The organism is Flavobacterium ginsenosidimutans (assembly GCF_037478105.1).
GTDB lineage: Bacteria > Bacteroidota > Bacteroidia > Flavobacteriales > Flavobacteriaceae > Flavobacterium > Flavobacterium ginsenosidimutans.
The window spans coordinates 607,962-621,667 of sequence record NZ_CP147988.1; the positions used below are offsets into that span (position 1 = coordinate 607,962).

Below are 13,706 nucleotides of genomic sequence, written 5' to 3' on the forward strand. Positions count from 1 at the left end.
ACTTTTTGTGACAAATACAATTAACTAAACATTTACAAATGAAAAAAATACTTTACACCTTAGCTCTAGCGGTAACTTTTTGGAGCTGTAAAACGGGTAGCACTGGAGCCGCGAAAAGCAATATAGTTGAAGTTAATATCAATCTAACCGATGTTAAAGACGATAAAGTCTTAGTAACAGTTACTCCGCCAGCTATTAAAACGGATGAAATTGTTTACAGCATTCCTAAAACCGTTCCTGGAACTTATTCAACAGACAATTACGGAAAATATTCAGAAGACTTTAAAGCTTTTGATGCAAAAGGAAATGCACTTACTGTAAAAAGATTAGACGATAATTCTTGGTCTATTTCGAATGCAAAATCATTAAAAAAAATCACTTATTTAGTAAACGATACTTTCGATACTGAAAAAGGAACTGGATTTGGTAACGATGACGTTTTCTCACCAGCTGGAACAAACATTGACGCAGGAAAAAACTTCATGCTAAACACTCATGGTTTTGTGGGGTATTTTCAAGATAAATTAGATGTTCCTTACAAAGTTACCGTTACACATCCTGAAACTCTTTGGGGTGCAACTTCTATGACAGATGAAGATGCAAGCAATACTTCAGATGTATTTAAAACTTCTCGTTATGCTATTTTAGTAGAGAACCCGATTATGTATTCTAAACCAGATTATACTACATTTAATGTAAATGGAATGGATATCTTAATCGCAGTGTACTCTCCTACTGGAAAATATACTGCAGAAAGTATTACGCCAGAGATGAAAACGATGATGACAGCACAGAAAAACTTTTTAGGAAAAGTAAATTCTACTAAAAAATATACCGTGTTATTATATCTTTCAAGCATGGCAAAAGATGACGCACACGGTTTTGGAGCTTTAGAGCATCCTACTGCTACAACTGTAGTTTTACCAGAATCAATGCCGAAAGAAAAATTGGTAGAATCTATGAAAGATGTAGTTTCTCACGAATTCTTCCACATTGTAACTCCATTAACTATTCACTCAAAAGAGATTCAATATTTTGATTACAATGCACCAAAAATGTCTGAGCATTTATGGATGTACGAAGGTGTGACAGAATACTTTGCTAATCTTTTCCAAATCAATCAAGGTTTGATTGATGAAGCTGAATTCTATACTCGTATTGCTGATAAAATTGAGCAAGCTAAAGGTTTAAATGATACGATGTCATTTACTGTAATGAGTAAAAATGTATTAGAGCAACCATATAAAGATCAATACTTAAATGTATATCAAAAAGGAGCTTTAATTGGTATGTGTATCGATATTATCATTAGAGAAAAAAGCAACGGAGAAAGAGGGATTTTGGATTTAATGCACAAATTATCTAACGAATATGGTATTGAAAAACCATTTAATGATGATGAATTATTTGCAAAAATCACTTCTTTAACTTATCCAGAAGTGGGTGAATTCTTAAACAAATATGTTGCTGGAACAACTCCAATTCCTTACGATTTCTACTTAGCAAAAGTTGGTGTAACAAAAGCAACTGAGAAAAAATCTGGAAATCCGTTTATTAAAGGACAAACTCCATACATTACTATTGATAAAGCAACAAAAGAAATTACTGTTCGTCCTGATTCAGAATCAATTGAATTCTTTAAAAACCTGAATTTAAAAGGTGGTGATAAAATTTTGGCTGTAAATAATAAATCATACAATCTAGATAATATTTATGATTTGATTACCGAAAGTGAAAACTGGAAAGAAAACGATCCAATCACTCTTAAAGTAAAACGTGGCGGTAAAGAGGAAACTGTAAAAGGAACTGTAAAATTACCATTCGAAGAAGCTGAAACTTTTAAAGCAACTGATGCTTCAAAAGAAAAACTTAAAAATGCATGGTTAAAAGGATAATTTCTTTTTAAAGAATAAAAAAAACCGACAAGTGATTGTCGGTTTTTTTTATGTCATTGGTCTGTCAGACTGAGCGAAGTCGAAGCCTTTTGCCCAAGATTTGACTTACGTGGGCTTCGACTCCGCTCAGCCTGACAAAAAAAAGCCTTATTTCTTCACAGGAAATTTCCAGTCAAATTCATCCTTACTATTGATAATTGCACCGATTTCAAACTTCACAACTTCGTCAAATTCTGTTTGAAGAATGAACCAATTATCTTCATTGAAATAATTTTCGAAAGTATCAAAAGTTTCCTGATTGTATTTTGTAATTCCTTTTGCAGCGAAATCTTTCTTTACATCAGCAATTTTTCTTCCGATTAATTTGAATCCGAAAACTTCTAGATCATTACTTGATGCTACTAAATAACCTAATTTCAGGTCTTCTTCTTGATAAAATGTCAATCTGATTTTATGTGCATTGTAAACAAAAATCACATTGTCATCTTCGTCTTTATAGTTTTTATCCGGTTTTCCTAAAGCAGCTGTTACATCATTCTGCTTCATTCCGAAAAGCAGTTTATCAATTCCTGATTTTAGATTTATTTTCATATTTCGTTTTTCTTTATTTGAAATGCAAATTTCGTGAAGTTTTTTGTTATTTGCCACAAATTCACAAATTATACTGATTTAATATTATTGTTAAACCTAACAGGTTTTAAAAACCTGTTAGGTTTGAACTCTTTTAATAACTTTTTTTATTTGGCTTGCTGCTCATATAAAACGTAATTTTTCCTCCGTTTATAACATCTTCATGTTTTAAAAACGGTTTGTCTAATTGTTTTCCATTCAATAACACTTTGCTCACAAATACATTTTTATCAGATTGATTAACTGTTGAAACTTCAAAAGTCTTTCCGTTTTCCAAATTCAAAACAGCATTTTTCATTAGCGGACTTCCTAAAGCATATTCGTCTGAACCTGGCGCAACTGGATAAAATCCTAAACTGCTGAAAATATACCAAGCGCTCATTTGTCCGAAATCGTCATTTCCTCCTAAACCATCAGCACCATTTCTGTACATTTTTTTCAAAATCATTCTAATTTTATCTTGAGCTTTCCAAGGAGAATCTGTCCAATTGTATAAGTACACAACGTGATGCGAGGGTTCATTTCCGTGAACATAATTTCCAATAATTCCATCTCTTGTAATATCTTCTGTATTTTCAAAATATTTATCTGGAAGATGCATATTAAACAATGAATCTAAACGAACTTTGAATTTCTCATTTCCGCCCATCAATTGAATCATATCAGCAGGATCTTGCGGAACGTACAAGCTGTAATTCCAAGAATTTCCTTCAATAAAACCTTGTCCATGGGTATCTAACGGATCAAATTCTTTTTTGAAAGTTCCGTCATTTAATTTCGGACGCATGAAACCCGTTTTTTCATCGTAAACATTTTTATAATTCTTCGATCTATTGATGAATTCATTATAAATTTCTGTTTTACCCAATTTCTTTGCAGCCTGCGCAATTGCCCAATCATCATAAGCATATTCTAAAGTTTTAGAAACCGAAGAACCATTTTTATCCTCTGGAACATATCCTTTATTCATGTAAAATTCTAGTCCGTCATAATATGGCACTTTTGCAGTATTCACACAGGCTTGAAGCGCTTTTTCTGCATCAAAACTAATATTTCCTTTTACAATGGCATCTGCCACAACTGAAACCGAATGATACCCAATCATACACCAATTTTCATTAGCATAATGCGACCAGATTGGAAGCATTTTATGAACGCTCTGATCTGAATGAGCCAGCATCGAACTTACCATATCGGCGTTTCTTTTTGATTGTACAATATTAAATAATGGATGCAAAGCACGATACGTATCCCAAAGTGAATAACTGGTATAATTGGTGAAATTTTCGGCTTTGTGAACATTCATATCCAGACCTTTATAATTTCGGTCTAAATCCATGTATTCTGTCGGACCAAGAAAAGCATGATACATTGCGGTATAAAAATTGACTAAATCTTCTTTTTGAATAGTTTCTACCTGAATTTTATTCAATTCTTTATTCCAAACGTCCTGACTTTGTTTTTTTACTTTTTCGAAATCCCAATCAGGTGTTTCTTTTTTCATGTTTTCTAATGCACCCGCAGAAGACACAGGCGATAAAGCCATTTTTATTTTGATTTTCTCTCCTTCATTGGTATCAAAATCAAAGAATAATTTCAAGTTTTGTCCTGCCATTTCTGGAAAGTTTTTCGTTTGATCGAATCTTCCCCAAAAACCTCTGTAAACACTTTTTTCTTGAGCAGCTTGTCCGTAACTTTTAATGGGTTTATTGAAAGACATTGCAAAATAAACCGTTCTCGTTCTTGCCCAGCCATTTGTCTGGCGGTAACCTGTAATTAAAGTATCATTTTCTACCCGAACAAATGTCCAAACATTCTTTTTATCATAATTATAAATTCCAGAAGTTAAATCTAAAATGATGTGCGCTTGATCCGATTTTGGAAAAGTATATTGATGCATTCCAACACGAGTTGTTGCGGTCAATTCTGCTTTAATTTTATGATCTTCCAGAAAAACGCTATAATATGCTGGTTCTGCTTTTTCTGTCGAATGCGAAAATGCCGATCTATAACCTGACAAAGGTTTTGATGCCACACCCGGATTTAATTGCAGTTTTCCTGTTGTGGGCATAATTAAAAAATCGCCCAAATCAGAATGCCCTGTCCCACTGAAATGCGTGTGACTAAAACCTACAATCGTTTTATCTTCATATTGATAACCTGCACAATATTTATAGACTTCGCCATTATATTTTCCGTTTAAACTGTAAGCGATTGTATCAGTTTCTGGACTCAATTGTACGCTTCCAAAAGGAACTGTTGCACCTGGATAAGTGTGTCCCATTTTGGCAGTTCCAATCATTGGATCTACATATTGAATTAGATTTCGCTTTTCGTCAGCTTTTTTTTGCCCAATTATAGTATTGGAAAAAAGCATTAAAACCGATATACCGAAAAGAAATTTGACGCAGTTTATCTTAGCCATTTTATAGTTTTTTGTAGAAATATTTGCTGTTATTTTAATTCAGAAAAGTACAACAAAAACTGTTTTTAAAAAACATAAATTTAGCAGAACTCAAAAGGTTTAAATATCTTTGATGTACTAAAAATATATAGTAAGCATGAAAAAACATATTGCATTTCTACTTTCCTTTTATTCGACATTTATTTTTTCTCAAAAAGTAGAAAGCTATAAATTAACCAAACAAGAAATCCACGAAAGAGAACTTGAAAACGTAACCGATTTCCCTATTTACAGAGCATTTGAATTCAGTGATAAAGGAGGCGTTTACGAATTGGTTTTAGCCGAAAATCAAAAAATAATTTCTAAAAAAGATACTTTAAATACCAAAATTCAAGCGATTTGCGTGGTTAACGATCACGGCGGATTTTTAGAAAAATGGAGAATTAATGATCTTCTTGAAGATTATGAGCCAAAAGAAACTAACATTTGGTTTTGGACAAAATATTGTAATACAAAAGACATTGACGGCGACGGTTATATTGATCCTATTGTAGTTTATGGAACCAGAACAGAAGATGGCTATATAAGAAGAGTAAAAATTATTACGCTTTACAAAACAAAAAAATACGTTATTCGCGCAGTTGAGTGCGATTTAGACGATTGCAGAAGTTTTAAAAAGGATCAAAATTGGAATACGCTTCCGCAGAAAATTAAAACCTATGTTGATCAATTGCTGGCTAAAATGAGAAAAGAACAGGATTTGCTTTTGAAAAACGGCTAAATTTTAATTGTTAATTGTAAATTGTTAATTGTAAATGGTGAATTATCAACAACAATCAATCATTAACAATTTACAATTAACAATTATTTTTACTCGTTCATTTCGTCGTAACGTTCTGGAACTTGTGGATCGTAAAGCGGACATTTGAATTCTTCCATGATATCTACTAATTTATTCATGGTTTTTCCTTCTGTTCCGTAGCAGTCAATTTTTATGCTTTGTGGTGTGGTAATAACTTGAAATGCACCTTTTCCTTTTGGGTTTTTCCAGCTGTTTTCATCCACTCTTTCCCAGTCTGAAAAGACAGAATTGATCCTATTTACGATTACATCAATTTGAAGAACGGCTAGACCTTCAACTTCTTCTTTTTCAAGCAGCGCTTCATAAACTTCTTGATTATTAAGGTAGATTTCGTCTAGATATTTCCAAAAAAGTAATTCGTACATAATATAATGTGTTAAAAAAACATAGAGATGCACAATTATGCATCTCTAAATTTAATAATTATTTTAAAAGTTTCAAAGTCTTTGCAACTCTGAACCTTTGAATCTTTACAACTAGATTAATAATTGAATGTTCCGTATTCACTTGTAATGGTAAGTTTCTTCTCTTCTGAAGCTTCCACTCTACCTACGATTTGCGCATCAACATTGAATGATTTTGAAATTTCAATAATATCTTGTGCAATGTTTTCTGGAACGTAAAGCTCCATTCTGTGTCCACAGTTGAAAACTTGATACATTTCTTTCCAATCTGTTTTTGATTGTTCTTGAATTAATTTGAACAATGGTGGTACTGGAAATAAATTGTCTTTTATAACGTGTAAATCTTTTACGAAGTGTAAAATTTTAGTCTGAGCGCCTCCGCTGCAGTGTACCATTCCGTGAATATCCTCTGGAGTATATTTATCTAAAATTTTCTTGATAATTGGCGCGTAAGTTCTTGTTGGAGAAAGCACTAATTGTCCAGCATTGATCGGGCTGTTTTCCACTTCATCTGTTAAGTTTACTTGTCCAGAATAAATTAATTCTTCTGGAACCGCTGCATCATAACTTTCTGGATATTTTTTAGCCAAATATTTTCCGAAAACATCGTGACGCGCAGAAGTAAGTCCGTTACTTCCCATTCCACCGTTATAGCTTTTTTCATAAGTTGCCTGACCAAAAGAAGCCAAACCAACAATTACATCTCCAGCTTTAATATTTGCATTGTCTACAACATCTGCACGTTTCATACGAGCTGTAACTGTAGAATCTACTATGATTGTACGAACAACATCTCCAACATCAGCAGTTTCTCCACCTGTTGAGTGAATGGTAACACCGAATGATTTTAATTCGTTGATTAATTCTTCTGTTCCGTTGATGATTGCCGAAATAACTTCAGCTGGAATTAAGTTTTTATTTCTTCCAATTGTTGAAGAAAGCAGAATATTATCAGTTGCACCAACACATAATAAATCATCAATATTCATGATTAATGCGTCTTGCGCAATTCCTTTCCAAACAGAAAGATCTCCAGTTTCTTTCCAATACATATATGCCAAAGATGACTTTGTTCCTGCTCCGTCAGCGTGCATAATAAGGCAATGATCGTTGTCCTGAGTTAAATAATCAGGTACAATTTTACAAAATGCCTGAGGAAATAAACCTTTGTCAATATTTTTTATAGCGTTATGTACGTCTTCTTTTGATGCCGAAACACCTCTTTGTGCATATCTCTTGCTAGAATCTGAACTCATGAAAATTAGTTTGTGTTGATGTGGTGCAAAGATAATCCCTTTTTTTAATTCTTTTGCTTATTCAAATATAGGTTTCAAAAAAAATCACTATTTGATATAAAAAAACCTGCCTTAAAAAAGACAGGTTATATATAATAGGTATAGAAAACGATTATTTAGTAAATAATAATTCTCTGTATTTTGTCAATGTCCAACTTTCGTCATCTACTAAAAGCTCTAATTTATCACAGTGATTACGGATATCTTCAAAATAAGGTTTTACTTTATTGCAGTATGCTTCAGCCATTTTTTGACCGTCAGTCAATTGATTTGCTTTTTTTCTTTCATTGGTCATTGCCAATACTTTAGAATTAATCCCTTCAATATGGCCTGAGATTTCTTTAATTAAAACAATCTGCTCGCTTGCAATCGTTTCAAATTCTTTTCCGAAAATCTCTTTTAAGCCCTTTACATTTTCAATTAAGGTATTTTGGTAGCGAATTGCGGTTGGAATAACATGATTTCTAGCAATATCTCCTAAAACTCTTCCTTCAATCTGGATTTTTTTAGTGTATTCTTCCAATTCAATTTCGTAACGAGCTTCAGCTTCAACGTGGTTAAAGATTCCTAATTCTTCAAATAAATCCAAAGCTTGTTTAGAAACCTTAGCTTTAATAGCTTCTGGAGTTGTTTTAAAATTACTTAACCCTCTTTTTGCAGCTTCTTTTTCCCAAGCTTCGCTGTAACCATCACCTTCAAAAAGAATCTTTTTAGATTGTTTAATGTATTCTCTTAAAACATTAAAAATAGCATCATCCTTTTTCATGTCTTTCGACTCGATTAGGTTTTCCACTTCGTTTTTAAAGTCAATTAATTGTTTTGCCACAATCGCATTCAAAGTTGTCATTGCATTTGAACAGTTTGAATTTGAACCAACTGCTCTAAACTCAAATTTATTTCCTGTAAAAGCAAAAGGAGAAGTTCTGTTACGATCTGTGTTGTCTAATAATACGTCTGGAATTTTACCAACAACGTTCAGTTTCAAATCTGTTTTTTCTTCTGGCGAAAGTTTTCCTGTTGTAACGCTTTCTAACTCAGATAAAACTTTAGTTAATTGTGCACCAATAAATACCGACATAATTGCTGGCGGCGCTTCGTTTGCTCCTAACCTGTGGTCGTTACTTGCTGTTGCAATAGATGCTCTTAATAAAGTTTCGTTATCGTTTACTGCTTTTATCGTATTAATAAAGAAAGTCAAAAACTGTAAATTGCTCATTGGCGTTTTACTCGGACTTAATAAATTAACTCCAGTATCTGTAGCCAATGACCAGTTGTTGTGTTTTCCAGAACCGTTTACTCCTTTAAATGGTTTTTCGTGAAATAATACTTTAAAATCATGACGTTCAGCAACTCTTTGCATTACATCCATTAATAAAGAGTTGTGGTCAACAGCTAAATTAGTTTCTTCAAAAATTGGAGCCAACTCAAACTGATTTGGTGCAACCTCATTATGACGTGTTTTTACTGGAATTCCCAATAACATACATTCCTGTTCTAAATCTCTCATATAAGTAAGAGCGCGAGTTGGAATTGATCCAAAATAGTGATCATCTAACTGCTGTCCTTTTGCCGAAGTATGTCCTAATAAAGTTCTTCCAGTCATTACTAAATCAGGGCGAGAATTTGCTAAAGCTTTATCTATCAAGAAATATTCTTGTTCCCATCCTAAAGTTGCTGTTACCTTTTTTACATTTTTGTCAAAATATTTACAAACTTCTGTTGCTGCTTCATCAATTGCCGATAATGCTCTTAATAAAGGAATTTTATTATCTAAAGCTTCACCCGTGTAAGCAATAAAAACTGTTGGAATACATAAAGTTGTACCATATATAAAAGCTGGAGAAGTTGGATCCCAAGCTGTATAACCTCTTGCCTCAAAAGTATTTCTGATTCCGCCATTTGGAAAACTTGATGCATCTGGCTCTTGCTGAACCAATTGTGCGCCGCCAAATTTCTCTACAGGATCACTTCCGTCATAAGAAGTTTCAAAAAAAGCATCGTGTTTTTCTGCAGTAGTTCCTGTTAAAGGCTGAAACCAGTGTGTATAATGTGTAACTCCTTTCGCCAGAGCCCATTCTTTCATTCCCATGGCGATATAATCTGCCATCTTTCTGTCGATTTTTGTTCCGTGCTGAATGGCATCTCTTACTCCTTTAAAAGCATCTGGAGTTAAATATTGCTTCATTGCTTTTTCATTAAACACATTTGCACCAAAAAGATTAGATTTTCGGCCAATTTCTTCAAAATGTACTGGCTTTCTGTTTGAAGCTTGTTGTAAAGCTTGGAAACGTAATGTTGACATGGTTATGTATATTTTAATTCGTACTAATTTTCACTAAAAAAATGAGGAACAAAGATAAACAATAAATGAGCCTATTTTAAATATATCAAAGAGATTTTTAGTCATTGATTTTTCAATAGAAGATGCTTTTTTCGAAGAATAATGAATTCAAATCACAGAAATATCACAAAAGTGTACGGTAATATTGATTAAATAAACATTTTTTCATAATTTCTTAACTCAAGAATTCAAAAAAGTGCCGTAATTATTACGAATTTACATTTTTAGAGTTACCAAAATTGCTTTTTTTAAAATATACCCCTATCAAAATTGCGCTTATCCAAAAAATTATACTTCGATAAACAAAATAGCCCCCTAATTTTTAGGACTAAAAAAATAAATCTATATTTGACCCAACGAAAAAAAACAAAAAAATTAATTTATATTATTATGGCTAAAATTAAGTTAGAGTACATTTGGTTAGATGGATATGAACCAACTCAAAATCTTAGAAGTAAAACTAAAGTTGAAGAGCATGAAAACTTCAAAGGAACATTAGAAGAACTTGGAAACTGGTCATTTGATGGTTCGTCAACTAAACAAGCTGAAGGTGGTTCTTCTGACTGTCTTTTAGTACCAGTTGCAATTTATCCAGATCCAACTCGTATCAACGGATGGTTGGTAATGTCTGAAGTTATGTATGCAGACGGAACTCCACACCCTTCTAACGGTAGAGCTACAATTGATGATGATAATGACGATTTTTGGTTTGGTTTCGAACAAGAGTATTTCATCATGGATACTAAAACTCAACTTCCACTTGGTTTCCCAGTTGGAGGATACCCTGCTCCACAAGGGATGTACTACTGTTCAGTAGGTGGAAAAAACACACACGGTAGAAAATTAGTTGAAGAGCATGCTGATTTATGTATCGCTGCTGGAATCAACTTTGAAGGAATCAACCAAGAGGTTGCTTGCGGACAATGGGAATTCCAATTATTCGCTAAAGGTGCTAAAAAAGCTGGAGATGAAATCTGGGTTGCTCGTTACCTATTAGACCGTTTAACTGAGAAATATGGTTACTATATTGAATATCACCCAAAACCTCTAGGAGATACTGACTGGAATGGTTCTGGAATGCACGCTAACTTCTCTAACACTGTATTAAGAACATGTGGAGATCAAGCAACTTACGAAAGAATTTGCGAAGCTTTCCGTCCTGTTACTGCTGAGCACATCGCAGTTTACGGAGCTTACAATGACCAACGTTTAACTGGTAAACACGAAACTGCTTCTATCCACGATTTCTCTTATGGAGTTTCAGACAGAGGATGTTCTATCAGAATTCCTTTAATGACTGTTCAAAAAGGATGGAAAGGTTGGTTGGAAGACAGAAGACCAGCTTCAAACGGAGACCCTTACAAAATTGCTGCAAGAATTATCAAAACTGTTAACTCAGCGATCTAATTCAAAGCTTAATTTATATTCTAAAAAGTGCCAGCATTTATTTGCTGGCACTTTTTTTTATTAGTAAAATGCATTTCGACTTCGCTCAATGTGACAAACTGAAAACTTGAAAAATCTTCTTCTGTCAGTTCGAGCGGAGTCGAGAACCTTTTACTGCTCACTTTTCACATTCTCAAATTCAAACAAATTTTCTCTAACTTTAAAAGTAAGTTTCTTATAAAATTAATTTTTAAGTTAAACATCAAAACTTATCTTTGTACATCATTTAAAAAATTCATTTATGATAGTCTGGATTCTCTTTTTACTTGCTGTAATTTTTATTCTTGCTTTAGACCTTGGTGTCTTCAACAAAACGCCACATATTATTAGTACTAAAGAAGCCAGCAAATGGACTTTAATCTGGGTAACTTTATCTTTCCTTTTTTCTGGCGTAATCTACTGGCTATACACTACAGATTACATAGAAAATCCTGACGGTTTAAAACCTGCAGTTGCCTCAATGAAGTTTATTACAGGTTATTTGATAGAGCTTTCGCTAAGTGTCGACAATATCTTTGTTATTGCAATTATTTTTGCTTCGTTTAAGATTCCGCAAAAATACCAGCACCGCGTTTTATTCTGGGGAATTCTTGGAGCAATTGTTTTCCGTGGTTTGATGATTTTCTTCGGTGTAATGCTGATCAATAAATTTGCTTGGACAACTTATGTCTTTGGAGTTTTCTTAATATTTACTGCAATAAAAATGCTTTTCTCTGGCGAAGAAGAAGATTTTCATCCAAAAGATTCTTTCGTATACAAAACGTTAGGAAAAATTATGCCGATCACCTCTGAAATGGATGGAGAGAAATTTTTTATTTCAACTAAAACAGCAAAAAAAGCAGCAACTCCATTATTTGTAGCTTTGATCGTTATTGAAGTTATGGATGTTTTATTTGCTGTTGACAGTGTTCCTGCAATTCTTGCCATTACTAAAGATCCATTTTTAGTATTCAGTTCTAATATTTTTGCTATTCTCGGATTACGCTCTATGTATTTCTTCTTGGCTAATATGCTGGCAAAATTCAGTTATCTAGAATACAGTTTAGTTGCAATTTTAGCTTTTGTAGGATTAAAAATGCTTTTACACGATTGGATACATGTTCCAGAATGGGCTTCTTTAGGATTTATCGCTTTATCTCTTTTAGTTGGAATTTTAGTTTCCCTTAAGTTTGGACCAGAAAAAGTATTGACAGATTCTGAAAAGGAATAAGTTTTCAAAACATATAGATATAAAAAAAGGAAATCTCACGATTTCCTTTTTTTATTTGTTTAATTTGATTAAAAGCTAAAACATAAGATAAATACTATGTTTTAACTTTTAAAAATAAGATATTACATATTTTATAAATACATTTATCTCATTATAAACCTTTAAATATTTTATCATGAGAAAATTTTATTATTATTTATTGTTCACTTTTATTATTACAGGATGTGATAATAAAGAAGAATTATCATCTAAAAGCCAATCTGGTAAAAATCCTACTCAAACCTACATTATTAATGGAGACATTATATATGAAGCAGAAATTACTGATGGCTCAAAACCTAAAAAACCTATATTAGTATATGACATTCCTGAAAAAACAAAAGATAATGCGAACTCGAAAAATAAAACTTACAAAACTTCAGAACACACTGTTTCTATAAATTTCGGCTATCCGCCAACTCATCCGTCAAATAGCGGATGCACGGTAAAAAGATATAATAACGGAAACTCTTATTATACAGATTCTGGAGTTTATGGAATTAACCCATATCCTTATCCTACTTCAGAAGGTAAGTCATGTTTAGTAAGAGGTTTTGGAACACCACATCATAATCTTTATTATGGGTCACTTATATTATTTGTAAGCAATAAAGAAGAAAAAAGAACTGATATAAGAAGCAGAGTTACAAGCCATAATGACAATCAGGGTTCTGCCATTTCAATTGAATATCCATTTAAAGCAAATGTTAGTTACGAAATAAATCTTACAGTCATATTCTACGATAATAGATACTTAATAGATAAAAAATTCAGTGATGGTTTCCCAACAGTATATGCCCAATTAAAAGATGATGGAATAATTACTCCGCCATACCTTAGAAACATAAATCTAGACCCATGTGTCAAAGATGGAGTGATTGGTTTAGACGCTACTGACTATGTAAATAATACCAGATCATTTACTTTAGACAGCCGAGGACAAATAGAAAGGTATATTAATTTCAAATTTTCTCCTACAAAAGAAAAAAAAGCTTTATTAATCTCACTTCATCCAAAAATTTCAGACGGATTATCAGCTATTCCAATTAATGATTACACAATGGCATTACCAATAATTAAGATTACAGAAAAACCATTTGACCCTTCTCTTAACGTAGAAATTAAGACAAGTGAAGGCGAAGGAAGAGGAGATATCATCAGGGGTAGGTAAGAAGTAATC

Annotated in this window: 10 protein-coding genes; 5 read left to right on the forward strand and 5 right to left on the reverse strand. The window is 32.8% G+C overall.

The features are described from left to right. The first annotated feature begins 38 nt into the window (after positions 1–38). On the forward strand, positions 39–1,895 hold the full coding sequence (locus V6624_RS02880; RefSeq protein WP_111286847.1) for a peptidase M61: 1,857 nt from the start codon (positions 39–41) through the stop codon (positions 1,893–1,895). 147 nt (positions 1,896–2,042) lie between these two features. Here V6624_RS02880 and V6624_RS02885 read toward each other — a convergent pair whose 3' ends face one another. Both V6624_RS02885 and V6624_RS02890 read right to left on the reverse strand, forming a co-directional pair. Next, the gene (locus V6624_RS02885) at positions 2,043–2,486 is read right to left on the reverse strand and encodes a hypothetical protein (protein ID WP_111286890.1); all 444 of its coding nucleotides are present in this window, start codon (positions 2,484–2,486) and stop codon (positions 2,043–2,045) included. A 133-nt stretch (positions 2,487–2,619) separates the two neighbouring features. Continuing rightward, entirely contained in the window at positions 2,620–4,950 is a 2,331-nt protein-coding gene (locus V6624_RS02890) for a GH92 family glycosyl hydrolase (protein ID WP_422389326.1), read from the reverse strand. Between the two features lie 136 nt (positions 4,951–5,086). Here V6624_RS02890 and V6624_RS02895 point away from each other — a divergent pair, with 136 nt between their 5' ends. After that, positions 5,087–5,710 (forward strand): M949_RS01915 family surface polysaccharide biosynthesis protein, encoded by a 624-nt coding sequence (locus tag V6624_RS02895; RefSeq protein WP_338840802.1) that lies wholly within the window; start codon positions 5,087–5,089, stop codon positions 5,708–5,710. A gap of 89 nt (positions 5,711–5,799) precedes the next feature. On the opposite strand, the gene V6624_RS02900 is transcribed toward V6624_RS02895, so the two are convergent. The 3 genes from V6624_RS02900 to V6624_RS02910 all read right to left on the reverse strand — a co-directional run bounded on the left by V6624_RS02900 (position 5,800) and on the right by V6624_RS02910 (position 9,792). Continuing rightward, positions 5,800–6,156 carry a hypothetical protein gene (locus tag V6624_RS02900; RefSeq protein WP_111286853.1) on the reverse strand — a complete coding sequence of 119 codons (357 nt, stop codon included), beginning with the start codon at positions 6,154–6,156 and terminating at the stop codon, positions 5,800–5,802. Positions 6,157–6,272: 116 nt separating this feature from the next. Next, a complete protein-coding gene (locus tag V6624_RS02905) occupies positions 6,273–7,451 on the reverse strand; it encodes an AIR synthase related protein (RefSeq protein WP_111286855.1) in 1,179 nt (392 codons plus the stop codon). Positions 7,452–7,602: 151 nt separating this feature from the next. Beyond that, positions 7,603–9,792, reverse strand: a complete 2,190-nt coding sequence (locus tag V6624_RS02910; RefSeq protein ID WP_111286857.1) for a glutamine synthetase III — start codon at positions 9,790–9,792, stop codon at positions 7,603–7,605. 429 nt (positions 9,793–10,221) lie between these two features. Between V6624_RS02910 and V6624_RS02915 the strand changes: the two genes are divergently transcribed. The 3 genes from V6624_RS02915 to V6624_RS02925 all read left to right on the forward strand — a co-directional run bounded on the left by V6624_RS02915 (position 10,222) and on the right by V6624_RS02925 (position 13,697). Continuing rightward, positions 10,222–11,238, forward strand: a complete 1,017-nt coding sequence (locus tag V6624_RS02915; RefSeq protein WP_111286892.1) for a glutamine synthetase beta-grasp domain-containing protein — start codon at positions 10,222–10,224, stop codon at positions 11,236–11,238. A gap of 280 nt (positions 11,239–11,518) precedes the next feature. Beyond that, entirely contained in the window at positions 11,519–12,487 is a 969-nt protein-coding gene (locus tag V6624_RS02920; RefSeq protein ID WP_111286859.1) for a TerC family protein, read from the forward strand. A gap of 175 nt (positions 12,488–12,662) precedes the next feature. Beyond that, entirely contained in the window at positions 12,663–13,697 is a 1,035-nt protein-coding gene (locus tag V6624_RS02925; protein ID WP_338840804.1) for a hypothetical protein, read from the forward strand. Positions 13,698–13,706: the final 9 nt, after the last annotated feature.